Source organism: Streptomyces sp. NPDC085460, from assembly GCF_044541975.1.
In the GTDB taxonomy this organism is placed as follows: Bacteria; Actinomycetota; Actinomycetes; order Streptomycetales; family Streptomycetaceae; genus Streptomyces.
In genome coordinates this window covers 217,946-241,852 of sequence record NZ_JBITTO010000002.1, presented here as the reverse complement: position 1 = coordinate 241,852, position 23,907 = coordinate 217,946, and the positions used below count along the sequence as shown (strand labels likewise).

Sequence of the window (23,907 nt, the reverse complement as noted above, 5' to 3'; positions counted from 1 at the left end):
CGCCCGCCCCGCGCCGCCGACGGCCGGGGTCTTCGCATGTCTGGAGGACAAGTTGGCCACTCCCCTGTCCGCGGACCGGCTCCTCGCCGCGCTCCGCGCCGAAGGCGTCACCGTCGTCGAGCACCCCGGCTGGCGCACCCACCACCGCAACCACACCGGCGCCTGGGGCCCCGTCGCCGGCGTCATGATCCACCACACCGTGTCCAGCGGCACCACGTCCTCCGTCGCGATGTGCTCCGACGGCTACGACAGCCTCCCGGGCCCCCTCTGCCACGGCGTGATCGCCAAGGACGGCACCGTGCACCTGGTCTCCGCCGGGCGCGCCAACCACGCCGGCGGCGGCGACCCGTCCGTCCTGCGGGCCGTCGTCACCGAGGCGTACGGCGACCGGCCGCCCGTCCCGCGCGAGCACCAGGGCAGCCCCGGCGCCGTGGACGGCAACTCCCGCTTCTACGGCTTCGAGTGCGTCAACCTCGGCAACGGCACGGACCCCTGGCCGGCCGCCCAGCTCGACGCGATCGAACGCGCCTCCGCCGCGCTCTGCCGGGCCCACGGCTGGGGCGCCCGCTCCGTCATCGGCCACTCGGAGTGGTCCGACTGGAAGAGCGACCCCAAGGGCTTCGGCATGCCGGGGATGCGCGACCGGGTGCGGAAGCGGCTCGGCGCCGCCCCCGCCCCGAAGCCCACCGCGCCCGCCAAGCCGGCCACCCCCCGCCACCAGCCCTTCCCCGGCACCTCCTTCTTCCGGAACGACCCCAGCTCGCCGGTGATCACGGCGATGGGCCGCCGGCTGATGGCCGAGGGCTGCGGGCGCTACCGGGTCGGCCCGAGCCCCCGCTGGTCCGAGGCCGACCGCCAGTCGTACGCCGCCTGGCAGCGCAAGCTCGGCTTCCGCGGCGCCGACGCCGACGGCTGGCCCGGCGCCGCCTCGTGGAACGCGCTGAAGGTCCCGTACACGCAGTAGACGAGCAAGGAGAACCCCCTCATGTCCGAAGCCGCGAAGCGCACGGCCCGCACCGTGCTGCAGACCGCCGTCGCCCTCGCCCTGGTCCTGCCGGCGCTCGTCGACGCCTCCGGCATCCCCGCCACCCTCCCCTGGGTCGCCGGGGCGCTCGCCGTCGCCGGCGCCCTCACCCGGGCCATGGCGGTCCCCGCCGTCCAGCTCCTGCTGCCCTCCTGGCTGCGCACGGAACCGGGCGGTGCCGATGACCGAGGCTGATCCGAACGACCCGGTCGCGGTGGCGCTCGAACTGGAGCGGCTCCGCGGCACCCTCGAAGCCGGCTTCGCCCGGGTCGACGGCTCGCTCGCCCTGCTGGTGCAGCGCAGCGACCAGACCGACAAGCAGCTCGCCGACCACGAGGCCCGTCTCGACGACCTGGAGCGGGCCCGCTGGCCGCTCGCCTCCATCGCCGCGCTCACCGCGGGCGCCGGCGTGCTCGTCGCCCTGTGGGAGCTGACCTCCCGCTGAAAACCCCGAAGGGCGGCCACCCCGTGCGCAACGGGGTGACCGCCCTTCGGTCAAGCGACTCGCTTACTGGTTGTACGGACCGTAGTCGTAGTCCTCCAGCGGAACGGCCTGGCCGGAGCCGGTGCCGAACGGCGAGTAGTCGAGGTCGTCGTAGCCGACGGACGAGTACATCGCCGCCTTGGCCTCCTCGGTCGGCTCGACCCGGATGTTGCGGTAGCGGGACAGACCCGTACCGGCCGGGATGAGCTTACCGATGATGACGTTCTCCTTGAGGCCGATGAGGCTGTCGGACTTGGCGTTGATCGCCGCGTCCGTCAGAACTCGGGTCGTCTCCTGGAAGGAGGCGGCCGACAGCCAGGACTCGGTCGCCAGCGAGGCCTTGGTGATACCCATCAGCTGCGGACGGCCGGAGGCGGGGTGACCGCCCTCGGTGACCACACGACGGTTCTCGGTCTCGAACTTCGACCGCTCGACGAGCTCGCCCGGGAGGAGCTCCGCGTCGCCGGACTCGATGATCGTCACGCGGCGCAGCATCTGCCGGATGATGATCTCGATGTGCTTGTCGTGGATCGACACGCCCTGCGAGTTGTAGACCTTCTGGACTTCGCCGACCAGGTGGACCTGGACCGCGCGCTGACCGAGGATCCGGAGCACGTCGTGCGGGTTGGTGGCACCCACGGTGAGCTTCTGGCCCACCTCGACGTGGTCGCCCTCGCCCACGAGCAGACGGGCACGCTTCGAGATCGGGAACGCCGTCTCGTCGGTGCCGTCGTCCGGGGTGACGACGATCTTCTTGGTCTTCTCGGTCTCCTCGATGCGGACGCGACCGGCCGCCTCGGAGATCGGGGCGACACCCTTGGGCTGACGCGCCTCGAAGAGCTCGACGACACGCGGCAGACCCTGGGTGATGTCGTCACCGGCCACACCACCGGTGTGGAAGGTACGCATCGTCAGCTGGGTACCGGGCTCACCGATGGACTGGGCGGCGATGATGCCGACCGCCTCACCGATGTCGACCAGCTTGCCGGTGGCCAGCGAGCGGCCGTAGCAGAAGGCACAGGTGCCGACGGCCGACTCACAGGTCAGGACCGAGCGGGTCTTGACCTCCTCGACGCCCGCGTTGACAAGTGCGTCGATCAGGACGTCACCCAGGTCGACGTTGGCCGGCGCGATGACCTTGCCGTCCACGACGACGTCCTCGGCGAGCATCCGCGCGTACACGGAGGTCTCGACGTCGTCCGTCTTCCGCAGGACACCGGCCTCGTCCTTGGCCGCGATCCGCAGCTTCAGACCGCGCTCGGTGCCACAGTCCTCCTCGCGGATGATCACGTCCTGCGAGACGTCCACCAGACGACGGGTCAGGTAACCCGAGTCGGCGGTACGCAGGGCGGTGTCGGCCAGACCCTTACGGGCACCGTGCGTCGAGATGAAGTACTCGAGGACGGAGAGGCCCTCACGGAAGGACGCCTTGATCGGACGCGGGATGGTCTCGTTCTTCGCGTTCGACACCAGACCACGCATACCGGCGATCTGCCGCATCTGCATCATGTTTCCTCGGGCACCCGAGTCAACCATCATGAAGATGGGGTTCGTCTTGGGGAAGTTCGCGTTCATCGCCTCGGCGACCTCGTTGGTCGCCTTGGTCCAGATCGCGATGAGCTCCTGCGTGCGCTCTTCCTTGGTGATCAGACCGCGCTCGTACTGCTTCTGGACCTTCTCGTCCTGCTCCTCGTAGCCCTTGACGATGGCCTTCTTGGCCTCGGGCACGACGACGTCGGAGATGGCCACGGTGACGCCCGAACGGGTCGCCCAGTGGAAGCCGGCCGCCTTCAGGTTGTCGAGCGTCGCCGCCACGATGACCTTGGGGTAGCGCTCCGCCAGGTCGTTGACGATCTCGGAGAGCTGCTTCTTGCCCACCGAGTAGTCGACGAACGGGTAGTCCTCGGGCAGCAGCTCGTTGAAGAGCGCGCGGCCCAGCGTCGTCTTCAGACGGAACGAGTCACCCGTCTGCCACTCCGGCTCGCCCTCCTCGGCGACCGGGGGGACCCAGCCGCGCGGCGGAACGGTGCCGATCGGGAAGCGGATGTCGATCTGCGACTGCAGCGACAGCTCGCCGGCGTCGAAGGCCATGATCGCCTCGGCCGTGGAGCCGAACGCGCGGCCCTCGCCCTTGACGTCACGGAGCTCGCCGTCGGTGGTGAGGAAGAACAGACCGAGGACCATGTCCTGGGTCGGCATCGTCACCGGGCGGCCGTCGGCCGGCTTGAGGATGTTGTTCGAGGACAGCATCAGGATGCGGGCCTCGGCCTGCGCCTCCGCGGAGAGCGGCAGGTGCACGGCCATCTGGTCACCGTCGAAGTCCGCGTTGAAGGCGGTGCAGACGAGCGGGTGGATCTGGATGGCCTTGCCCTCGACCAGCTGCGGCTCGAAGGCCTGGATGCCGAGGCGGTGCAGCGTGGGCGCACGGTTCAGCAGAACCGGGTGCTCGGCGATGACCTCTTCGAGGACGTCGTACACGACCGTGCGGCCGCGCTCGACCATCCGCTTGGCGCTCTTGATGTTCTGCGCGTGGTTCAGGTCGACCAGGCGCTTCATCACGAACGGCTTGAAGAGCTCCAGCGCCATGGCCTTCGGCAGACCGCACTGGTGCAGCTTGAGCTGCGGGCCGACGACGATGACGGAACGCGCCGAGTAGTCGACACGCTTGCCGAGCAGGTTCTGACGGAAACGACCCTGCTTGCCCTTCAGCATGTCGCTGAGGGACTTCAGCGGACGGTTGCCGGGGCCCGTCACCGGGCGACCGCGACGGCCGTTGTCGAAGAGGGCGTCGACCGCCTCCTGGAGCATCCGCTTCTCGTTGTTCACGATGATCTCGGGGGCACCGAGGTCGAGCAGACGCTTCAGACGGTTGTTGCGGTTGATCACACGGCGGTACAGGTCGTTCAGGTCGGAGGTCGCGAAGCGGCCACCGTCCAGCTGCACCATCGGACGGAGGTCCGGCGGGATGACCGGCACGCAGTCGAGAACCATGCCCTTGGGGCTGTTCGCGGTCTGCAGGAACGCGGAGACGACCTTGAGGCGCTTGAGCGCACGGGTCTTCTTCTGGCCCTTGCCGGTGCGGATGATCTCCCGGAGCTTCTCCGCCTCCTCCTCCAGGTCGAAGGACTCCAGGCGCTTCTGCAGCGCCGCGGCACCCATCGAGCCGTCGAAGTACGTGCCGAAGCGGTCACGCAGCTCGCGGTAGAGGAGCTCGTCGCCCTCCAGGTCCTGGACCTTGAGGTTCTTGAAGCGGGACCAGACCTCGTCCAGACGGTCGATCTCACGCTGCGCGCGGTCGCGCAGCTGCTTCATCTCGCGCTCGGCGCCCTCGCGCACCTTGCGGCGCACGTCCGCCTTGGCGCCCTCGGCCTCCAGCTCGGCCAGGTCGGACTCGAGCTTCTTGGCGCGGTTCTCCAGGTCGGAGTCGCGGCGCTGCTCGATCTGCTGGCGCTCCACGGAGACGTGGGCCTCCAGCGACGGCAGGTCGCGGGTACGACGCTCGTCGTCGACGTACGTGATCATGTACGCCGCGAAGTAGATGACCTTCTCCAGGTCCTTCGGGGCGAGGTCGAGCAGGTAGCCCAGACGCGACGGAACGCCCTTGAAGTACCAGATGTGGGTCACGGGAGCGGCCAGCTCGATGTGGCCCATCCGCTCACGGCGCACCTTGGCGCGGGTGACCTCGACGCCACACCGCTCGCAGATGATGCCCTTGAAGCGGACGCGCTTGTACTTGCCGCAGTAGCACTCCCAGTCCCGGGTCGGACCGAAGATCTTCTCGCAGAAGAGTCCGTCCTTCTCGGGCTTGAGCGTGCGGTAGTTGATGGTCTCCGGCTTCTTGACCTCGCCGTGGCTCCACTGACGGATGTCGTCAGCGGTGGCCAGACCGATCCGGAGCTCGTCGAAGAAGTTGACGTCGAGCACTATGCGTCAATCCCTCTCAGGGTTGTAAGGCTGTGGGTCTGATACGGGGGTCCTGGGGCCGGCGGACCTTGATCGCTCAAGGTCCGCCGGACTCCCGTCAGACCTCTTCGACGCTGCTCGGCTCGCGCCGGGACAGGTCGATGCCGAGCTCCTCCGCTGCGCGGAAGACGTCCTCGTCGGTGTCGCGCATCTCGATGGACATGCCGTCCGAGGACAGCACCTCCACGTTGAGGCACAGGGACTGCATCTCCTTGATGAGCACCTTGAAGGACTCGGGGATGCCGGGCTCAGGGATGTTCTCGCCCTTGACGATGGCCTCGTAGACCTTCACGCGGCCGGTCACGTCGTCGGACTTGATCGTCAGCAGCTCCTGGAGGGCGTACGCGGCGCCGTAAGCCTCCAGCGCCCACACCTCCATCTCACCGAAGCGCTGGCCACCGAACTGGGCCTTACCACCCAGCGGCTGCTGGGTGATCATCGAGTACGGGCCGGTCGAACGCGCGTGCAGCTTGTCGTCGACCAGGTGGTGGAGCTTGAGGATGTACATGTACCCGACCGAGATCGGGTCCGGGAACGGCTCGCCGGAGCGGCCGTCGAACAGGCGCGCCTTACCGGTCGGGAGCACCATGCGCTCGCCGTCGCGGTTCGGGATGGTGTGCTGGAGCAGACCGGCGAGCTCGTCCTCACGGGCACCGTCGAAGACCGGGGTCGCGACGTTGGTGCCGGGGGCGACGGAGTCGGCGCCGATCGCCTGGAGGCGCTGCGCCCACTCGTCCGCGAGGCCGGAGACGTCCCAGCCGCGGCTGGCGAGCCAGCCGAGGTGGATCTCCAGGACCTGTCCCGGGTTCATTCGGGACGGGACACCCAGCGGGTTGAGGATGATGTCGACCGGGGTGCCGTCCTCCAGGAAGGGCATGTCCTCGATCGGGAGGATCTTGGAGATGACACCCTTGTTGCCGTGGCGGCCGGCGAGCTTGTCACCGTCGGTGATCTTGCGCTTCTGGGCGACGTAGACGCGGACCAGCTGGTTCACGCCCGGGGGAAGCTCGTCGCCCTCCTCGCGGTCGAAGACGCGGACGCCGATGACCTTGCCGGTCTCGCCGTGCGGGACCTTCAGCGAGGTGTCGCGGACCTCACGGGCCTTCTCGCCGAAGATCGCGCGGAGCAGGCGCTCCTCCGGGGTCAGCTCGGTCTCGCCCTTGGGCGTGACCTTGCCGACCAGGATGTCGCCGGCGACGACCTCGGCACCGATGCGGATGATGCCGCGCTCGTCGAGGTCGGCGAGGACCTCCTCGGAGACGTTCGGGATGTCCCGGGTGATCTCCTCGGGGCCGAGCTTGGTGTCACGGGCGTCGACCTCGTGCTCCTCGATGTGGATCGAGGAGAGGACGTCGTCCTGGACGAGGCGCTGCGACAGGATGATCGCGTCCTCGTAGTTGTGGCCCTCCCACGGCATGAACGCGACGAGCAGGTTCTTGCCGAGCGCCATCTCGCCGTCTTCGGTGGCGGGACCGTCGGCGAGGACCTGGCCCTCGATGACGTGGTCACCCTCCGCGACGACGACCTTCTGGTTGACCGAGGTGCCCTGGTTCGACCGGGAGAACTTGTGCAGGCGGTACGTGTTGTACGTGCCGTCGTCGTTGGCGACCGTGATGTAGTCGGCCGACAGCTCCTGGACGACACCGGCCTTCTCGGCCTTGAGGACGTCGCCGGCGTCGGTGGCACAGCGGTACTCCATGCCGGTGCCGACGAGCGGGGCCTCCGCCTTGATGAGCGGGACGGCCTGGCGCATCATGTTCGCGCCCATGAGGGCGCGGTTGGCGTCGTCGTGCTCGAGGAAGGGGATCATGGCGGTCGCGACCGACACCATCTGGCGCGGCGAGACGTCCATGTAGTCCACGTCCTCGGGGAGGACGTAGTCGACCTCGCCGCCACGCTTGCGGACGAGGACGCGGTTCTCGGTGAAGCGGAGCTCGTCGTCGAGCGCGGCGTTGGCCTGCGCGATGACGAACCGGTCCTCCTCGTCGGCGGTGACGTAGTCGACCTCGTCGGTGACCTGGCCGTCGACGACCTTGCGGTACGGCGTCTCGATGAAGCCGAACGCGTTGACGCGGCCGTACGAGGCGAGCGAACCGATCAGACCGATGTTCGGGCCTTCGGGGGTCTCGATCGGGCACATGCGTCCGTAGTGGGACGGGTGCACGTCTCGGACCTCGAAGCCGGCCCGCTCACGGGAGAGACCACCGGGGCCCAGCGCGGACAGACGACGCTTGTGCGTCAGACCCGAGAGCGGGTTGTTCTGGTCCATGAACTGGGACAGCTGGCTGGTGCCGAAGAACTCCTTGATGGAGGCGACGACCGGCCGGATGTTGATCAGGGTCTGCGGCGTGATCGCCTCGACGTCCTGGGTGGTCATCCGCTCGCGGACGACGCGCTCCATACGGGCCAGACCCGTGCGGACCTGGTTCTGGATGAGCTCGCCGACGTTGCGCAGACGACGGTTGCCGAAGTGGTCGATGTCGTCGGTCTCGACGACGATCGACGCGCCGCTGTCACCGACGGTCTCGGTCTCGCCGGCGTGCAGCTTCACCAGGTACTTGATCGTCGCGATGATGTCCTCGACGGTCAGGATCCCGGCGTCCAGCGGAGCGTCGGCGCCCAGCTTCTTGTTGACCTTGTAGCGGCCGACCTTGGCCAGGTCGTAGCGCTTCGGGTTGAAGTACAGGTTCTCCAGGAGGGTCTGCGCGGCCTCGCGGGTCGGCGGCTCGCCCGGACGGAGCTTGCGGTAGATGTCGAGCAGCGCGTCGTCCTGGCCCTGGGTGTGGTCCTTCTCCAGGGTGGCGCGCATGGACTCGTACTCGCCGAACTCCTGGAGGATCTGCTCGGTGGTCCAGCCGAGAGCCTTCAGGAGGACGGTGACGGACTGCTTGCGCTTGCGGTCGATGCGGACACCGACGAGGTCGCGCTTGTCGATCTCCATCTCCAGCCAGGCACCCCGGGACGGGATGATCTTGGCGGAGAAGATGTCCTTGTCGGACGTCTTGTCGATCGAGGAGTCGAAGTAGACGCCCGGCGAGCGGACGAGCTGCGACACGACGACACGCTCGGTGCCGTTGATGACGAAGGTGCCCTTGTTGGTCATGAGCGGGAAGTCGCCCATGAAGACCGTCTGGGACTTGATCTCGCCGGTCTCGTTGTTGGTGAACTCGGCGGTGACGAAGAGCGGGGCGCCGTACGTGAAGTCACGGTCCTTGCACTCGTCGATGGAGTTCTTCGGCGGCTCGAAGCGGTGGTCGCGGAAGGTCAGCGACATCGACCCGGAGAAGTCCTCGATCGGGGAGATCTCCTCGAAGATCTCCTCCAGACCGGACTTCGTGGGGACGTCCTGTCCCGACTCAAGGGCAGCCTCGACGCGAGCCTTCCAGGCGGCGTTCCCGAGCAGCCAGTCAAAGCTCTCGGTCTGCAGCGCGAGGAGGTTCGGAACCTCGAGGGGCTCCTTGATCTTTGCAAAGGAGATGCGCAGCGGGGCGGTGCTGGCGCCGTTGTTCATGTTGTTCGAGGCGTTGCGCGAGGCGGCCAAGAGGGGGTCCTTCCGAGGGCTCGGACTCACTACGCGCGTACCGGTCCCCAGCAACGCTTCACGGCAGACGTTTCCTGACGTGGCCGAAAGGCCAGGTCAGACGGGGTCGGTCCACGAAGCTGATGCGAAGGTATGCCCCTGGTGACGGGCAGGGGGCAGCTAACAGGCAGCGCAAAGGGTCAGTGTAGCCACTTGGCTCACTGATGTCCAGGGCGACCTTCTCGCGACCCTCGTTGCTCTCAACTCCGCGGTACTCGCGCCGTGTGGCGCACCTCGATACTGCCCGTTCGGTCGTCGATCCATGCCTCGGATACGGATCGTTGTGACGACGCGTCCTGAGAATTGCGCGCGGCGTGCCGTTCGTCAAGGCCCCCGCCCGTGAGCGGCGCACGGCGAAGATCACCATACTCCGCTTCCGGAGACCCGTACGACCCCCGCCACGCGGGTCCCGGGAACGCCGAAAGGCGACCACCCGTATGGATGATCGCCTTTCGGTGCCTCCGCGTTACACGGGGGCGGGAGTCAGCTTCAGCGACTCGAAACGGCCTTACTTGACCGTGACGGAGGCGCCGGCGGCCTTGAGGGACTCGGCAGCCTTCTCGGCGGCCTCCTTCGCGACCTTCTCGAGGACCGGCTTCGGGGTGCCGTCGACGAGGTCCTTGGCCTCCTTGAGGCCCAGGGAGGTGAGCTCGCGCACGACCTTGATGACCTGGATCTTCTTGTCGCCGGCACCCTCGAGGATGACGTCGAACTCGTCCTGCTCCTCGGCGGCGGCGGCGTCGCCACCACCCTGCGCCGGGCCGGCGGCAACGGCGACGGCCGCGGCGGCGGTGACGTCGAACTTCTCCTCGAAGGCCTTCACGAACTCGGAGAGCTCGATGAGGGTCATCTCCTCGAACTGGGCGAGGAGGTCGTCCTGAGAGAGCTTCGCCATGATGGGCGATCCTTCCACTAATTCGGCAGGTGCCGATGTGTCTATAGAGGCGGGCGTAACGGCCCGCTACGACCCGCGCACTAGGCGGCGCGGATCAATGCGCGAGCCGAATTACTCGGCACCGCCCTGCTCGGCCTGCTTGGCACGGAGCGCGTCCACGGTGCGGACGAGCTTCGACGGCAGAGCCTGGAAGAGCTGAGCAGCCTGAGACTGCTTGCCCTTGAAGGCGCCGGCCAGCTTGCTGAGCAGAACCTCGCGGGACTCGAGGTCCGCAAGCTTCTTGATGTCGTCGGCGGAGAGAGCCTTACCGTCAAGGACACCGGCCTTGATGATGAGGTTCGGGTTCTCCTTGGCGAAGTCACGCAGGGCCTTCGCCGACTCCACCGGGTCACCGGTGACGAAGGCGACCGCGGTCGGACCAGCGAAGTGCTCGTCCAGTGCGGTGATCCCGGCCTCGTTGGCCGCAATCTTGGTCAGCGTGTTCTTCACCACGGCGTACTGGGCGTTCTCACCGAGCGAGCGACGCAGCGTCTTGAGCTGCGCGACGGTGAGACCCCGGTACTCGGTCAGCACGGCGGCGTTGGAGCTCTGGAACGCGTCCTTGAGCTCGGCCACCGATGCAGCCTTGTTGGGCGTCGGCATAGTGCGTTCGCCTCCTTCCGGGTGATGAGGACCGCTCAGAAGGGGCTGAACAAACGAAAACGCCCCGGGCGCAGGCGCACGGGGCTCAGCTCGACCGGATGGAACATCCGGGAACTCTCCACAGTCACCTGCGCGGGTCGTCCGCAGTCAGCGGATCCTTCGGCCACCGCACCCGGTAGGGCACAGCAACGACCAGCGGTCTTTGGCTTCTGTGGAAGAGTACGGGACGTCGTGCGTCCGGGGCAAATCAGTCCTGAAGGGCCTCGGAGCCCTTGCCCTCGTCCAGGGCCTTGGAGGCGTCCTGGAGCATCTTGAAGAGGTCGACGGTCTGGTCGGCCGGCGGGGCCTGGACGGCGGCCTTGGTGCCGTAGTCGCTGTAGTCGGCGCGCATCTGCATGGAGCCCTTGCCCATCTTCATGGCGACGTCCATGCGGGCCGGGTAGCCGTCCTTGTTGACCCAGACCTCGGTGTCGTACCCCGTCATGCCGAGCTGCTTCACCGTCTCGGTGAACTTCTCGCGCTCCTCCTTGGAGAGGAGCTCCGCGGACCCGCCGGCCTTCATCATCTGCTCGACGGTGAGCGTGCCCTTGTAGTGCTCGGTGTCCATGCCGTTGACCTTCTCGGAACCGACGTGCTTGAGGTCCGGGGAGTCCAGCAGGAGGGCGAGCTGCTGGGCGGGGTCCTGGTTCATCTGGTCCAGGCCGCCGGTCATCTGCTTCTGGAGGGCCTTGTCGCCGGAGGCGTCGGCCGCGGCCTTCAGGTCCAGCTTCATCCAGCGCTTGCCGTCCATCTGGGCGGCCTGCTTCTCGCCCATGTCCATGTACATGGCGTCATCGACCATGACCATGCGGATTTCCTCGGGCGCTTCCGGGTCCCCGGCGCTCAGCATCGAGCCCTTGACGGTCATGTCCATCACCGCCGGGTCCCAGCCCATGGACCCCGTCATGTCGGCAGTGCCGGACTCGGGGCCCATGCCCTCCATCTTCATGGTCATCTTGACCTTGGCGGACTTGGCCGCCGACGTCTTCTCGTACGCCGCCTTGATGAACTGCGAGGCGTTGGTCGGGTCGCCCGCCTTCGCGCCGGTCTTGGCGCCGTCGTTGCAGCCCGCGAGGCCCGTCACGAGGCCCGCGGCGACGAGCGCGACGCCCGCGCGCTTCCAGGTCGTCTTGCGCATAGGTGTTCCCCCACCTTTGATCTTCGTCTTTGCGTTCTCTTGAACCGTAACGCACGTGTCCGACAGTCAAGACGCAATAAAAGCCGCCCCCCGTTCCTCCGGCGAGGGAGGAACGGGGGGCGGCTTTCAGGACTGACTGCTACTGAACCGGAAGGGCTCAGACCGCGGCCGGGTCCTCCTCGACGAGGAGGTTGCGGGTGCGGTTGCCGTCGACCGGGATGCCGGGGCCCATCGTGGTGCTGATGGCGGCCTTCTTGATGTAGCGGCCCTTGGCGGCGGACGGCTTCAGACGGAGGATCTCCTCCAGGGCCGCGCCGTAGTTCTCCACCAGCTGCGTGTCGTCGAAGGACGTCTTGCCGATGATGAAGTGCAGGTTCGAGTGCTTGTCGACGCGGAACTCGATCTTGCCGCCCTTGATCTCGTTGACCGCCTTGGCGACGTCGGGCGTCACGGTGCCGGTCTTCGGGTTGGGCATGAGACCACGCGGACCGAGCACGCGGCCGAGGCGGCCGACCTTGCCCATGAGGTCCGGGGTGGCGACCACGGCGTCGAACTCGTTCAGGCGCTGGCCCTTGGCGATCTCGTCGATCAGCTCGTCGGAGCCGACGATGTCGGCGCCCGCGGCGACCGCGGCCTCGGCACGCTCACCGGTCGCGAAGACCAGGACCCGGGCGGTCTTGCCGGTGCCGTGCGGGAGGTTCACGGTGCCACGGACCATCTGGTCGGCCTTGCGCGGGTCGACACCCAGGCGGAAGGCGACCTCGACGGTGCCGTCGAACTTCGTGGTGGAGGTCTCCTTGGCGAGACGGACGGCCTCGAGGGGAGCGTAGAGCTTCTCCCGGTCGATCTTGGCGTCCGCAGCGCGGAGGGACTTGCTGCGCTTCACTTCTGCTCCTGTGGTGTTTCAGGTGTGGAGTCGTGGTGCGGACCAAGCGCTGGCCCTACCACTGAGGTCACGAGGGGGGTGATCAGCCCTCGACCGTGATGCCCATGGAACGGGCGGTGCCGGCGATGATCTTCGACGCGGCGTCCAGGTCGTTCGCGTTGAGGTCGGGCATCTTGCTGGTGGCGATCTCGCGGACCTGCGCCTCGGTGATCTTGGCGACCTTGGTCTTGTGCGGCTCGCCAGAGCCCTTCTCCACGCCCGCGGCCTTGAGGATCATCTTGGCGGCCGGCGGGGTCTTGGTGATGAAGGTGAAGGAACGGTCCTCGTAGACCGTGATCTCCACCGGGATCACCCAGCCACGCTGCGACTCGGTCGCGGCGTTGTAGGCCTTGCAGAACTCCATGATGTTGACGCCGTGCTGGCCGAGCGCGGGGCCGACCGGCGGGGCCGGGTTGGCCGCACCGGCGTTGATCTGGAGCTTGATAAGCCCCGTGACCTTCTTCTTCTTGGGAGGCATTGCTCTCTCCGGGTCCTAGTGAGAGTTTTTCAGCCGATCCATCCGGTCATCCGGATGGAGGCATACCGCACAACGATAACGGGTATGGCTGCGCGTCCAAAAACCGAGCAGGTCAGAGGGGCTGTAGCAGCCCCTCTGACCTGTTCGGAAACCTGTGTCGTCAGTTCTTCTGGATCTGGTCGAAGCTGAGCTCGACCGGGGTCTCGCGACCGAAGATCTCGACGAGGCCCTTGACCTTCTTCGAGTCCGGGTTGATCTCGTTGATCGTCGCCTGGAGCGTGGCGAAGGGGCCGTCGGTGACGGTGACCGAGTCGCCGACCTCGAAGTCCAGGACCTGGACCTCCAGCTTGCGGGCCGGAGCCGGCTTGCCCTCGGCCTCGGCGGCCTCGCGGGCGGCCTTCTCCTCGGCCTCCGGGGCGAGCATCTTGACGATCTCGTCCAGGGTCAGCGGGTACGGGTCGTAGGCGTTGCCCACGAAGCCGGTGACGCCGGGGGTGTTGCGGACGACGCCCCAGGACTCGTTCGTCAGGTCCATGCGGACGAGGACGTAGCCGGGGAGCTTGTTCTGCTTGACGTTCTTCCGCTCGCCGCCCTTGATCTGGACGATCTCTTCCTCGGGCACCTCGGCCTGGTAGATGAAGTCCTCGACGTTGAGCGAGACGGCGCGCTGCTCCAGGTTGGCCTTCACGCGCTTCTCGTAGCCCGCGTAGGTGTGGATGACGTACCACTCGCCGGGCAGGGTGCGCAGCTCCTCGCGGAGCGCGGCGACCGGGTCGACGGGGGCGGCCGGCTCGGCCTCCTCCTCGGTCTCCTCGATCTCGGCCTCGGCCTCGGCGACGTCGTCACCGGCCTCGTCGGCCTCTTCGGTCTCCTCGACCTCGTCGGCGAGCTCGGACTCGGCGTCGTCGGCGGCGGCGACCTCGTCGTCGGCGGCCTCGTCGTCGTCGGCGTCGTCGTCCTCGACGGCGGAGTCCTCGGCGGCCTCTTCCGCCGCGGCGTCCGCAGCCTGGTCCTCGTCCTCGTCGGCGGCCTCGATGATGTCCAGCTCGTCCTCGACGGACTCGGACTCGAAGGCGTCGTTCAGGTTCGCGTCAGACACGGTGGCTGCTTCTTCCTGCGATACAGATGGGGTGGAACAAAAAGTCAGCCGAAGACGTACTTGACTGCTTCCTGGAAGCCAAAGTCAATCACGGTGACCAGGCCGATCATGACGACCACGAAGATGATCACGACAGTGGTGTACGACGACAGCTGACTGCGTGTCGGCCAGACGACCTTGCGGAGCTCCGCGACGATCTGGCGGTAGAAAACGGCGAGACGGCCCAGGGGGCCCTTCTTCCCGCGCTTGCCGCCCTTGCGGCCCTTCTTCGCGGAAGCATCCTCGGCATCAGGCATGTCGATGGAGCCAACGGCGTCCGTCACGATCTCTCACCTGATTCCGGGTCGGCCGTGCCGCGCCCGGGTGGAGCCGCACGGCGGTGCAATGAAGTACGTACATGCGCACAACACCTGGCGGTGTGTGTAGCAGGGCCGGAGGGACTTGAACCCCCAACCGCCGGTTTTGGAGACCGGTGCTCTACCAATTGAGCTACGACCCTTTGTGGCGTCCCCCAACCTACCCCATGCGTGACGGGTTCGGTGCGGGCCAACGAGGAGTGAGTGTACGTGACCTTGGGGCCCCGCGTCGAACAGGAACCGCGCCGACCTGGCCTCGGGGCCCTTCGCGACCGGTATCGACCGCTCCTGTCCGCTCCCTGAAACCTGTGTGCCGGGCCGGGAAACGGTCTGGGACGATGGCCGTATGAGCGCTGCTACCCCTCCCACCGAGCGTCGGGTCTCCGCCCGGATCGGTGCGATCTCCGAGTCCGCCACCCTCGCCGTCGACGCCAAGGCCAAGGCTCTCAAGGCCGCCGGGCGCCCGGTGATCGGTTTCGGCGCCGGTGAGCCGGACTTCCCGACCCCCGACTACATCGTCGACGCGGCCGTCGACGCCTGCAGGAACCCGAAGTACCACCGCTACACGCCGGCCGGCGGTCTGCCCGAGCTGAAGGCCGCGATCGCCGCCAAGACGCTCCGCGACTCCGGCTACGAGGTCGACGCCTCCCAGGTCCTGGTGACCAACGGCGGCAAGCAGGCGATCTACGAGGCGTTCGCCGCGATCCTCGACCCGGGCGACGAGGTCATCGTCCCGGCCCCGTACTGGACCACGTACCCCGAGTCGATCCGCCTCGCCGGCGGTGTCCCGGTGGAGGTCGTGGCCGACGAGACGACCGGCTACCGCGTCTCGGTGGAGCAGCTGGAGGCGGCCCGTACGGAGCGGACCAAGGTCGTCCTCTTCGTCTCCCCGTCGAACCCGACCGGCGCGGTCTACAGCGAGGCCGACGCCGAGGCGATCGGCCGCTGGGCCGTCGAGCACGGCCTGTGGGTCCTCACCGACGAGATCTACGAGCACCTGGTCTACGGCGACGCGAAGTTCACCTCGCTGCCGGCGATCGTGCCCGAGCTGCGCGACAAGTGCATCGTGGTCAACGGCGTCGCCAAGACGTACGCGATGACCGGCTGGCGCGTCGGGTGGATCATCGGCCCGAAGGACGTCGTGAAGGCGGCGACGAACCTCCAGTCGCACGCCACCTCCAACGTCTCCAACGTGGCCCAGATCGCCGCGCTGGCCGCCGTCTCCGGGAGCCTGGACGCGGTCGCCGAGATGCGCACCGCCTTCGACCGGCGCCGCCAGACGATCGTGCGGATGCTGAACGAGATCGACGGCGTCTTCTGCCCGACGCCGGAGGGCGCGTTCTACGTGTACCCGTCGGTGAAGGAGCTGATCGGCAAGGAGATCCGCGGCAAGCGTCCGCAGAGCTCCGTCGAGCTGGCCGCGCTGATCCTGGACGAGGCCGAGGTCGCGGTCGTCCCCGGCGAGGCGTTCGGCACCCCCGGCTACCTGCGCCTGTCGTACGCGCTCGGTGACGAGGACCTGGTGGAGGGCGTCTCCCGGATCCAGAAGCTGCTGGCCGAGGCCCGCGACTGATCGCACGTACGGAGACGGGCCCCGGTTCCGCTGGAACCGGGGCCCGTTTCTGCGTTCGGGCGCGGTACCGATCGGGGAATGGCCGTGCATACCGCCGTTCGGGTAAGGCAGGATCGGGCAATGGAGCACCCCCGCGATCTCACCCTGCTGCCCAAGGCCCATCTGCACCTGCACTTCACCGGTTCGATGCGGCCCACCACCCTCATCGAGCTGGCCGACAAGTACGGCGTGCACCTCCCCGAGGCGCTGAGCAGCGGCAATCCCCCGCGCCTGCGGGCCACGGACGAGCGCGGCTGGTTCCGCTTCCAGCGCCTGTACGACATCGCCCGCTCCTGCCTGCGCTCCCCCGAGGACATCCAGCGGCTGGTGCGGGAGGCGGCGCAGGAGGACGTGCGGGACGGTTCGGGGTGGCTGGAGATCCAGGTGGACCCGACCTCGTACGCGCCGCATCTGGGCGGGCTGATCCCGGCGCTGGAGATCATCCTGGACGCGGTGGACGCGGCCGCCCGGGAGACCGGGCTCGGGATGCGGGTGCTCGTGGCCGCGAACCGGATGAAGCACCCGCTGGAGGCCCGCACCCTGGCCCGGCTGGCGGTGCGGTACGCGGACCGGGGCGTCGTCGGCTTCGGGCTCTCCAACGACGAGCGCCGGGGCATGGCCCGCGACTTCGACCGGGCCTTCGCGATCGCCCGCGAGGGCGGCCTCCTCGCGGCCCCGCACGGCGGGGAGCTGACCGGCCCCTCCTCCGTACGGGACTGCCTGGACGACCTGCGGGCGGCCCGCGTCGGGCACGGCGTGCGGGCGGCGGAGGACGAGCGGCTGCTGCGGAAGCTCGCGGAGCGGGGCGTGACCTGCGAGGTGTGCCCGGCGTCGAACGTGGCGCTCGGGGTGTACGAGAAGCACGAGGACGTGCCGCTGCGGACCCTCTTCGAGGCGGGCGTGCCGATGGCGCTGGGCGCGGACGACCCGCTCCTCTTCGGCTCCCGGCTGGCGGCGCAGTACGAGATCGCCCGCCGCCACCACGGGTTCACGGACGAGGAGCTGGCGGAGCTGGCCCGCCAGTCGATCCGCGGTTCGGCGGCCCCGGAGGACGTACGGGAGAAGCTGCTGTCCGGGGTCGACGACTGGCTGGCCGCGTACTGACGGCCGGCCGGGGCCTCAGAGGCTGACGCCGACCGTCACGGGCTCGTTGACGAGGGTGACGCCGAAGGCGTCGCGGACGCCGGCGACGACCTCGCGGGCGAGGGCGAGCAGGTCCTCGGTGGTGGCCTCGCCGCGGTTGGTGAGGGCGAGGGTGTGCTTGGTGGAGATGCGGGCGGGCCCGGAGCCGTACCCCTTGGTGAAGCCGGCCTTGTCGATGAGCCAGGCGGCGGAGGTCTTGGTGTGGCCGTCGCCCGCCGGGTAGGCGGGCGGAGTGACCTCGGGGCCGAGGCGGTCGGCGACGCGGGTGAGGAAGGCCGCGTACTGCGTGGCCGTGAGGATCGGGTTGGTGAAGAAGGAGCCGGCGGACCAGGTGTCGTGGTCCTCGGGGTCGAGGACCATGCCCTTGCCGGCGCGGAGCCCCAGCACGGTCTCGCGGACGTGGGCGAGCGGGACCCGGTCGCCGGCCGCGACACCGAGGGCGCGGGCGGTCTCCGGGTACGCGATCGGCGCGGAGAGCCCGCCGGCGTCCTCCAGGTCGAAGCGGACGCGCAGCACGACGTACCGGTCGGGCCGGTCCTTGAAGAGGCTGTGCCGGTACGAGAAGGCGCACTCGGCGTTGGTGAGGGTGACGGTCTCCTCGGCCCGGCGGTCGTACGCGACGACCTCGGTGAGGGTGGCGGAGACGTCCTGGCCGTAGGCGCCGACGTTCTGGATCGGGGTGGCGCCGGCGGAGCCGGGGATGCCGGCCAGGCACTCGATCCCGGCGAGTCCGGCCTCGACGGTCCGGGCGACGGCGTCGGTCCAGACCTCGCCCGCGGCGAGTTCGAGGCGGGTCCCGTCGAGGGTGAAGCCCTCGGTGGCGATGTGCAGGGCGGTGCCTTCGAAGCCCTTGTCCCCGATGACCAGGTTGGAGCCGCCGCCGATGATCAGCAGCGGGGTCCCGGACGCGTCGGCCTCGCGGACCGCGGCGATCACCTCGTCGTCGGTGGTGGCCGTGACGAGGCGGGCGGCGGGGCCGCCGAGCCGGAAGGTGGTCAGGGGGGCGAGGGGGGCGTCCTTGAGCTGCTGCACGGGCTCAAGGGTACTTACCTCATGGGGTAAGTACCCTTCGCGCGACCGCTCAGGCGAGGCGGACCACGGCCCGGCTCATGCCGAGGACCTTCTGGCCCGCGCTGGTGGCCGTGAGGTCGACCCGGACGAGGTGGTCGTCCAGCTTGGCGCCGACCTTCGCGGTGACCTCGATCACGGCGCCGACGCCGTCGTTCGGGACGACGACCGGCTTGGTGAAGCGGACGCCGTACTCGACGACGGCGGCGGGGTCGCCGGCCCAGTCGGTGACGACGCGGATCGCCTCGGCCATGGTGAACATGCCGTGGGCGATGACGTCCGGGAGGCCGACCTCGACCGCGAACTTCTCGTTCCAGTGGATCGGGTTGAAGTCCCCGGAGGCGCCGGCGTACTGCACGAGGGTGGCGCGGGTCACGGGGAAGGTCTGCGCGGGCAGCTCGGTGCCGGTCTCGACCTCGGCGTAGGCGATCTTCGCGGTCATGGTCATGCCTCCTCGGGGGCGCGGGAGACGAGCTTGGTCCAGGCGGTGACGACGTGCTCGCCGGTGTCGTCGTGGACCTCGCCGCGGATGTCGAGGATGTCGTTGCCGGCCAGCGACTTGATCGCCTCGATGGTGGAGGTGACCGAGAGGCGGTCGCCGGCGCGGACGGGCCGGGTGTAGGCGAACTTCTGGTCGCCGTGGACGACGCGGCTGTAGTCGAGGCCGAGCTGCGGGTCCTCGATCACCTGCCCGGCGGCCTTGAAGGTGATGGCGAACACGAAGGTCGGCGGGGCGATCACATCGGGGTGGCCGAGTTCCTTCGCCGCCTCGGTGTCGGTGTAGGCGGGATTCGCGTCACCGATCGCCTCGGCGAATTCGCGGATCTTCTCGCGGCCGACCTCGTAGGGCGCGGTGGGCGGATAGGTCCGGCCCACGAAGGACTGGTCGAGCGCCATGGCCTCGATACCTCCTGCTGAATCTGATGCGTGAAACGCCACGAGGCCGCCCCCTGGTGGGGGCGGCCTCGTGGACGAGCCTGATTAGCGCGTCTCGCGGTGCGCGGTGTGCGAGTTGCAGCGGGGGCAGTGCTTCTTCATCTCAAGACGGTCCGGGTTGTTACGCCGGTTCTTCTTGGTGATGTAGTTCCGCTCCTTGCACTCCACGCAGGCCAGCGTGATCTTCGGGCGGACGTCGGTGGCAGCCACGTGAGTGCTCCTTGACGGACGGATAGACGGATGAACGCATAGAAGAGTAGCCGATCGCAGGACCGACCCCACAATCGGCTACTATCTGTAGCGGTGACCGGACTTGAACCGGTGACACAGCGATTATGAGCCGCTTGCTCTACCGACTGAGCTACACCGCTTTGATGTCGGTAGCCCCGCCCGAAGGCGGGATTCCCTACACCAGAGCCCCAATACGGAATCGAACCGTAGACCTTCTCCTTACCATGGAGACGCTCTACCGACTGAGCTATTGGGGCGAGCGAGGAAGACATTACACGGTCCGCGGCCCATCACCCAAATCCGTTTGTCCCCGGCCCCCGGCCGGGCGCCCGGCCCGCCCCGTACGCCACTCGTGGACTCATCGGTACGACTATTGCGCTCCTCCTCGAAGGTCCGGCCGACCGCCCCTAGGCTCTGCCCCACGCTGCGTGATCTCGATCTTGGTGACTGGTGAGGAGCCCGATGTCGGCCGACAGCAAGCAGCCCCGTCAGCCTTCCGACGACGGGGGCGGCGCGGCCACCGAGGACGCGAACTCGCTCCTGCTGTCGAACGCGCGGCTGACCGACGGGCGGACCGTGGACGTGCGCCTCGTGCGGGGCCGGATCGAGGCCGTCGGCACCGCCGGGAGCCTGAGCACGCTGGGCGCCCGGGTGGACCTGGCCGGCCACCTCCTGCTTCCGGCCCCCGCCGAGCCGCACGCCCACGCCGACACCGCGCTCTCCGCCGACACCCCCGGACCGGTCTCGTACGCCCCCGAGGAGGTGCAGCGGCGGGCCACCGAGGCGGCGCTGCTCCAGCTCGGGCACGGGGCGACCGCGCTGCGGGCCCATGTGCGGATCGGGGACGTGCACGCGCTCGGCCCGCTGGAGGCGGTCCTCCAGGCCCGGCGCTCGCTGCGCGGCCTGGCGGACCTGACGGCCGTGGCGGTGCCCCGGCTGCTGACCGGGGCGGCGGGCGCGGACGGCCTGGCGATGCTGCGGGACGCGGTGAAGATGGGCGCCGGGGTGGTGGGCGGCTGCCCGGACCTGGACCCGGACCCGGCGGGGTACGTGGAGGCGGTCCTGGAGGTCGCGGCCGAGCACGGGGTGCCGGTGGACCTGCACACGGACGGGGACGACCCGGCACGGCTCGCGCGGTTCGCCGCGATGGCGGGCGGGCTACGGCCGGGGGTGGCGATCGGTCCGGGCGCGGGGCTCGCGCGGCTGCCGGAGGACGTGGCGGGCCGAACGGCGGACCGGCTGGCGGCGGCGGGCGTGACGGTGGTCTGCCTGCCGCAGGGCGGCTGCGCGGGGACCGAGTGGCGGGGTACGGCCCCGGTGCGGCTGCTGCGGTCGGCGGGGGTGCGGCTCGCGGCCGGCGGCGGCTCGCTGCGGGACACGGCGAACCCGGTGGGACGCGGGGACCCGCTGGAGGCGGCCTTCCTGCTGGCCTCGCTGGAGGGGCTGTCGCCGGAGGAGGCGTACGGGGCGGTCAGCGCCGGGGCGCGGGAGGCGATGGGCCTGCCGGAGGTGCGGGTGGAGGCCGGCTTCCCGGCGGAGCTGGTGGCGGTGCGGGGCGAGCGGCTCGCGGGGGTGCTGTCGCTGGCGTACAGCCGGATCGTGGTGCACCGGGGGCGGGTGGTGGCGCGGACGAGCGCGGTGCGGGAGTACTGCGACTCGGCGGCGGCGCTGGACCTGCCGAGGCAGGCCGCCCGGCCGGATCCGGGAGGCCCGGCGGCCCGCTGAGCCGTACGGTCGGGGTATGCGCATCGTCATCGCTGGAGGACACGGTCGGATCGCCCTGCGCCTGGAGCGGCTGCTCTCGGCGGGCGGACACGAGGCGGTCGGGATCATCCGCCGCCCGGAGCAGGCGGAGGACCTGCGGACGGCGGGCGCCGAGCCCGTCGTGCTGGATCTGGAGTCGGCGTCCGTGGAGGAGGTCGCGGAGGTCCTGCGGGGCGCGGACGCGGCCGTCTTCGCGGCGGGCGCGGGCCCGGGCAGCGGGGCGGCCCGCAAGGAGACGGTGGACCGCGACGCGGCGGTCCTGTTCGCGGACGCGGCGGAGCGGGCGGGCGTACGGCGCTTCCTCGTGGTCTCGTCGATGGGCGCGGACGCGGCCCACGCGGGCGACGAGGTCTTCGACGCCTATCTGCGGGCCAAGGGCGCGGCGGACGACGCGGTCCGCTCCCGCGCGGGCCTGGAGTGGACGGTCCTGCGCCCCGGCATGCTGACCGACGACGCCGGCAAGGGCCTGGTCCGCCTGGAGGCCCGTACGGGCCGGGGCCCGATCCCCCGCGACGACGTGGCCGCGGTCCTCGCCGAACTCGTCGAGACCCCCGCCACGGCCGGCCTGACCCTGGAACTGGTCACGGGCCCGACCCCGGTGATGGTCGCGGTGAAGGACGTGGCCGGCAACTGACCACCCGCACCCCGGCCCCGGCCCCGGCCCCGGAAACGAGTGAAGGTCCCCGGTGAGAACACCGGGGACCTTCTTCACGTGGCGACGCCAGGATTCGAACCTGGGTAGGCTAAGCCGACGGATTTACAGACTTCCGGCTGCTGGGATGACAGACCTGCGCTGACCTCAGACTTCGCATCAATGAAGCTACTGGCGCCGGATGTTCGTCCGTGGGTCGTCCACTGACGACAGCGAACCAAGTAGTCAGAACCGTTGCGCCGTCGACAGGCGCCCGGCAGCTACACACGGCATCACGGCACCTACGCGTGCCGGAGCAGCAGTGTCAGGCCGGTCGCATCGACTGCGGAACCACGGCAGACCGAACACCTCGACCGCCCTGGTGCCCCGCCGCATCAGAAGGCCCGGTGACTTTCTCCATCAAAACCCGGAAATCTGAGGATTCTCGAGAGTACCCTACGGCTGGCCGGGCTCAGAGCTCGTACCTGTCGAGACGGAGGTAGGTCGTGCACAGTTTCGGTGCAAACAAAAAGGGATTCGCATCCCCATGGAGCTCCACCGTAATTCGAGCAGCAGATCAATTCACGTCTCAAATGACATCGATTGCCGAGATAAATCGGACCGTGATCCCCGGAATGGAATCAAGAGCCGCTTCGAGAACGGAGGCCGCCCTCGCGGGCCTAAAAGACAAACTCACACCTGATGAAATTAAAGAATTCAAGAAAGGCGCCGAGGGGTTCGCCGACGGCCTGGGATCTATTCTCGAGTCGATAGACACCGAAGGCAGCGAAGAACCATCTTTCAGTATCAAGCTCAAGGGTTCCGCCGGGCCCGCCTTCAGTCACCTACTGACCGAGCTCACAACTTCTGCACTGGCTGACCCCCATCATCAATTGCTCCGAAACTCTCTCCTCGTCTCGGCCGTATCGGCGTTCGAGATCCTGTTCGGCCGAATCGCACGATCCTTGCTGGAAGTAAACCACTCCGCTATCGCAGACTCTGAATATCGCTTCACCTTTCAAGAGTTGGCCGAATTCGACTCCATGCAGGATGCGCGCGACTCCTTGGTGGAGCGGCAGGTTAGCAAGCTCCTCTACAGCGGCGTGGAAGATTGGGACAAGTGGCTCCAGAAAGCAAGTGGTGGGGTCTCGATGAACAGCTTCCCGGTCGATTGGCCTTTCATTCGCGAGGCGTTCGCGCGAAGGAACCTGATCATCCACGCCGACGGGATAGCGAATCACATCTACCTAAGCATTCTGCGAAAGATCGATAACTCTAGGGACTGGGCCATCACACCAGGGGAGAGGCTATCCGTCGACAGTGAGTACCTCTCGAAAGTTCTAGACGAGATGCTGGCCCTTGGGCGCATCCTTTCTGTCGCGATCGGCATAAAGATCAAGAAGGACGAAGCGAGAGCATTTATCGGAACTCTGCGGCGTGATATTCAGCGCGGTCTGTACGGAGAGCATTGGGGAGCGGTAAAACCGCTCGCGGAGTACGGACTCAAGTGCAGACCGTCACGAAGTAGCGAAATCGAGTTCATGATTGCAAGTTGGGTGGCCCGGAGGGAGATCTACGGACCCGATTCAATCAAGGACGAGGTCGCCAAGTGGGATGTAAGCGGGCTCGCTGACGAATACTCGCATCAGAAGTACGTCCTACTTGGCGAGCTCGACAGAGCGAAAAAGGTCATGCGAAAGCTGATTTCCGAAGACACTCTCACGCTCTACGAAATCGGGACCGATCCACTCTACGCCCATATTCGAGGTGAATTTATCTCCAGTGCGATTTCCAGCAGGGCCGGCTCTGATACCCCCGACGAGCGGACGAAGGATGAGCCCGCTCCACCCCAGGCAGACGAGGAGGTGGCGGAACAGTGAGTCCGTTCGGCGCGTTCTC

Annotated in this window: 20 protein-coding genes, 3 tRNA genes and 1 pseudogene; 8 read left to right on the top strand and 16 right to left on the bottom strand. The window is 68.3% G+C overall.

The genetic code is table 11. From position 1 onward, the window contains the following. Nucleotides 1-52 precede the first annotated feature (52 nt). From ACIGHB_RS05295 to ACIGHB_RS05285, 3 genes are read left to right on the top strand one after another with little or no spacing between them, the layout of a single operon-like run. On the top strand, nucleotides 53-964 hold the full coding sequence (locus ACIGHB_RS05295; RefSeq protein ID WP_399909707.1) for a peptidoglycan-binding protein: 912 nt from the start codon (nucleotides 53-55) through the stop codon (nucleotides 962-964). A 21-nt stretch (nucleotides 965-985) separates the two neighbouring features. Beyond that, nucleotides 986-1,219, top strand: coding sequence for a hypothetical protein (locus ACIGHB_RS05290; RefSeq protein WP_399909705.1), 234 nt, complete (start codon nucleotides 986-988; stop codon nucleotides 1,217-1,219). Continuing rightward, complete coding sequence (locus tag ACIGHB_RS05285; protein ID WP_360309047.1) at nucleotides 1,206-1,469, top strand: hypothetical protein; 264 nt, start codon at nucleotides 1,206-1,208, stop codon at nucleotides 1,467-1,469. Before ACIGHB_RS05290 ends, ACIGHB_RS05285 begins: the two co-directional genes overlap by 14 nt. Nucleotides 1,470-1,532: 63 nt before the next feature. Here ACIGHB_RS05285 and ACIGHB_RS05280 read toward each other — a convergent pair whose 3' ends face one another. The 10 genes from ACIGHB_RS05280 to ACIGHB_RS05235 all read right to left on the bottom strand — a co-directional run bounded on the left by ACIGHB_RS05280 (nucleotide 1,533) and on the right by ACIGHB_RS05235 (nucleotide 14,766). Continuing rightward, nucleotides 1,533-5,432, bottom strand: a complete 3,900-nt coding sequence (locus ACIGHB_RS05280) for a DNA-directed RNA polymerase subunit beta' (RefSeq protein ID WP_360309049.1) — start codon at nucleotides 5,430-5,432, stop codon at nucleotides 1,533-1,535. 97 nt (nucleotides 5,433-5,529) lie between these two features. After that, entirely contained in the window at nucleotides 5,530-9,012 is a 3,483-nt protein-coding gene (rpoB, locus tag ACIGHB_RS05275) for a DNA-directed RNA polymerase subunit beta (RefSeq protein ID WP_360309051.1), read from the bottom strand. Nucleotides 9,013-9,559: 547 nt separating this feature from the next. Next, nucleotides 9,560-9,946: a 50S ribosomal protein L7/L12 gene (gene rplL, locus ACIGHB_RS05270; RefSeq protein ID WP_399909702.1), complete on the bottom strand. Its 387-nt coding sequence runs from the start codon at nucleotides 9,944-9,946 to the stop codon at nucleotides 9,560-9,562. A 111-nt stretch (nucleotides 9,947-10,057) separates the two neighbouring features. Then, entirely contained in the window at nucleotides 10,058-10,588 is a 531-nt protein-coding gene (rplJ, locus tag ACIGHB_RS05265; RefSeq protein WP_030757401.1) for a 50S ribosomal protein L10, read from the bottom strand. Between the two features lie 247 nt (nucleotides 10,589-10,835). Then, the gene (locus tag ACIGHB_RS05260; protein ID WP_399909701.1) at nucleotides 10,836-11,765 is read right to left on the bottom strand and encodes a hypothetical protein; all 930 of its coding nucleotides are present in this window, start codon (nucleotides 11,763-11,765) and stop codon (nucleotides 10,836-10,838) included. Between the two features lie 157 nt (nucleotides 11,766-11,922). Next, nucleotides 11,923-12,651, bottom strand: coding sequence for a 50S ribosomal protein L1 (rplA, locus tag ACIGHB_RS05255; protein ID WP_360309055.1), 729 nt, complete (start codon nucleotides 12,649-12,651; stop codon nucleotides 11,923-11,925). Nucleotides 12,652-12,733: 82 nt separating this feature from the next. Beyond that, nucleotides 12,734-13,168, bottom strand: a complete 435-nt coding sequence (rplK, locus tag ACIGHB_RS05250) for a 50S ribosomal protein L11 (protein ID WP_399909698.1) — start codon at nucleotides 13,166-13,168, stop codon at nucleotides 12,734-12,736. Between the two features lie 160 nt (nucleotides 13,169-13,328). Continuing rightward, the gene (nusG, locus tag ACIGHB_RS05245; RefSeq protein ID WP_399909696.1) at nucleotides 13,329-14,267 is read right to left on the bottom strand and encodes a transcription termination/antitermination protein NusG; all 939 of its coding nucleotides are present in this window, start codon (nucleotides 14,265-14,267) and stop codon (nucleotides 13,329-13,331) included. Nucleotides 14,268-14,311: 44 nt separating this feature from the next. Next, the gene (secE, locus tag ACIGHB_RS05240; RefSeq protein WP_360309059.1) at nucleotides 14,312-14,590 is read right to left on the bottom strand and encodes a preprotein translocase subunit SecE; all 279 of its coding nucleotides are present in this window, start codon (nucleotides 14,588-14,590) and stop codon (nucleotides 14,312-14,314) included. Between the two features lie 103 nt (nucleotides 14,591-14,693). Continuing rightward, nucleotides 14,694-14,766, bottom strand: a tRNA-Trp gene (locus ACIGHB_RS05235). Between the two features lie 203 nt (nucleotides 14,767-14,969). On the opposite strand from ACIGHB_RS05235, the gene ACIGHB_RS05230 reads away from it, so the two are divergent. Continuing rightward, complete coding sequence (locus tag ACIGHB_RS05230; protein ID WP_360309061.1) at nucleotides 14,970-16,196, top strand: pyridoxal phosphate-dependent aminotransferase; 1,227 nt, start codon at nucleotides 14,970-14,972, stop codon at nucleotides 16,194-16,196. Between the two features lie 120 nt (nucleotides 16,197-16,316). Further along, nucleotides 16,317-17,339: an adenosine deaminase gene (locus ACIGHB_RS05225; RefSeq protein ID WP_360309063.1), complete on the top strand. Its 1,023-nt coding sequence runs from the start codon at nucleotides 16,317-16,319 to the stop codon at nucleotides 17,337-17,339. A 15-nt stretch (nucleotides 17,340-17,354) separates the two neighbouring features. Here ACIGHB_RS05225 and ACIGHB_RS05220 read toward each other — a convergent pair. The 6 genes and pseudogenes from ACIGHB_RS05220 to ACIGHB_RS05195 all read right to left on the bottom strand — a co-directional run. After that, a pseudogene (locus ACIGHB_RS05220) lies at nucleotides 17,355-18,422 on the bottom strand (UDP-N-acetylmuramate dehydrogenase); the annotation flags it as partial. 37 nt (nucleotides 18,423-18,459) lie between these two features. Then, nucleotides 18,460-18,888 carry a MaoC family dehydratase gene (locus ACIGHB_RS05215; protein ID WP_399910445.1) on the bottom strand — a complete coding sequence of 143 codons (429 nt, stop codon included), beginning with the start codon at nucleotides 18,886-18,888 and terminating at the stop codon, nucleotides 18,460-18,462. 2 nt (nucleotides 18,889-18,890) lie between these two features. Beyond that, nucleotides 18,891-19,343, bottom strand: coding sequence for a MaoC family dehydratase N-terminal domain-containing protein (locus tag ACIGHB_RS05210; protein ID WP_399909694.1), 453 nt, complete (start codon nucleotides 19,341-19,343; stop codon nucleotides 18,891-18,893). 84 nt (nucleotides 19,344-19,427) lie between these two features. Next, the gene (rpmG, locus tag ACIGHB_RS05205; protein ID WP_003956487.1) at nucleotides 19,428-19,592 is read right to left on the bottom strand and encodes a 50S ribosomal protein L33; all 165 of its coding nucleotides are present in this window, start codon (nucleotides 19,590-19,592) and stop codon (nucleotides 19,428-19,430) included. 88 nt (nucleotides 19,593-19,680) lie between these two features. Beyond that, nucleotides 19,681-19,753: transfer RNA gene (locus ACIGHB_RS05200), tRNA-Met, on the bottom strand. Nucleotides 19,754-19,797: 44 nt separating this feature from the next. Then, nucleotides 19,798-19,870 (bottom strand) — tRNA-Thr (locus ACIGHB_RS05195). Between the two features lie 205 nt (nucleotides 19,871-20,075). On the opposite strand from ACIGHB_RS05195, the gene ACIGHB_RS05190 reads away from it, so the two are divergent. The 3 genes from ACIGHB_RS05190 to ACIGHB_RS05180 all read left to right on the top strand — a co-directional run bounded on the left by ACIGHB_RS05190 (nucleotide 20,076) and on the right by ACIGHB_RS05180 (nucleotide 23,888). After that, on the top strand, nucleotides 20,076-21,338 hold the full coding sequence (locus tag ACIGHB_RS05190; RefSeq protein ID WP_399909692.1) for an amidohydrolase family protein: 1,263 nt from the start codon (nucleotides 20,076-20,078) through the stop codon (nucleotides 21,336-21,338). Nucleotides 21,339-21,354: 16 nt separating this feature from the next. Beyond that, the gene (locus tag ACIGHB_RS05185) at nucleotides 21,355-22,011 is read left to right on the top strand and encodes an SDR family oxidoreductase (protein WP_399909690.1); all 657 of its coding nucleotides are present in this window, start codon (nucleotides 21,355-21,357) and stop codon (nucleotides 22,009-22,011) included. A 590-nt stretch (nucleotides 22,012-22,601) separates the two neighbouring features. After that, nucleotides 22,602-23,888, top strand: a complete 1,287-nt coding sequence (locus tag ACIGHB_RS05180; protein ID WP_399909688.1) for a hypothetical protein — start codon at nucleotides 22,602-22,604, stop codon at nucleotides 23,886-23,888. The last annotated feature ends 19 nt before the right edge of the window (nucleotides 23,889-23,907 follow it).

Bases quoted from the DNA above. Each gene is read 5' to 3' on its own strand.
- ACIGHB_RS05190 (WP_399909692.1), top strand. From the start codon at position 20,076: ATGTCGGCCGACAGCAAGCAGCCCCGTCAGCCTTCCGACGACGGGGGC.
- ACIGHB_RS05185 (WP_399909690.1), top strand. From the start codon at position 21,355: ATGCGCATCGTCATCGCTGGAGGACACGGTCGGATCGCCCTGCGCCTG.
- ACIGHB_RS05290 (WP_399909705.1), top strand. From the start codon at position 986: ATGTCCGAAGCCGCGAAGCGCACGGCCCGCACCGTGCTGCAGACCGCC.
- ACIGHB_RS05210 (WP_399909694.1), bottom strand. From the start codon at position 19,343: ATGGCGCTCGACCAGTCCTTCGTGGGCCGGACCTATCCGCCCACCGCG.
- ACIGHB_RS05215 (WP_399910445.1), bottom strand. From the start codon at position 18,888: ATGACCGCGAAGATCGCCTACGCCGAGGTCGAGACCGGCACCGAGCTG.
- ACIGHB_RS05285 (WP_360309047.1), top strand. From the start codon at position 1,206: ATGACCGAGGCTGATCCGAACGACCCGGTCGCGGTGGCGCTCGAACTG.
- rplJ (WP_030757401.1), bottom strand. From the start codon at position 10,588: ATGCCGACGCCCAACAAGGCTGCATCGGTGGCCGAGCTCAAGGACGCG.
- ACIGHB_RS05230 (WP_360309061.1), top strand. From the start codon at position 14,970: ATGAGCGCTGCTACCCCTCCCACCGAGCGTCGGGTCTCCGCCCGGATC.
- ACIGHB_RS05180 (WP_399909688.1), top strand. From the start codon at position 22,602: ATGACATCGATTGCCGAGATAAATCGGACCGTGATCCCCGGAATGGAA.
- ACIGHB_RS05260 (WP_399909701.1), bottom strand. From the start codon at position 11,765: ATGCGCAAGACGACCTGGAAGCGCGCGGGCGTCGCGCTCGTCGCCGCG.
- rplL (WP_399909702.1), bottom strand. From the start codon at position 9,946: ATGGCGAAGCTCTCTCAGGACGACCTCCTCGCCCAGTTCGAGGAGATG.
- ACIGHB_RS05225 (WP_360309063.1), top strand. From the start codon at position 16,317: ATGGAGCACCCCCGCGATCTCACCCTGCTGCCCAAGGCCCATCTGCAC.
- rplK (WP_399909698.1), bottom strand. From the start codon at position 13,168: ATGCCTCCCAAGAAGAAGAAGGTCACGGGGCTTATCAAGCTCCAGATC.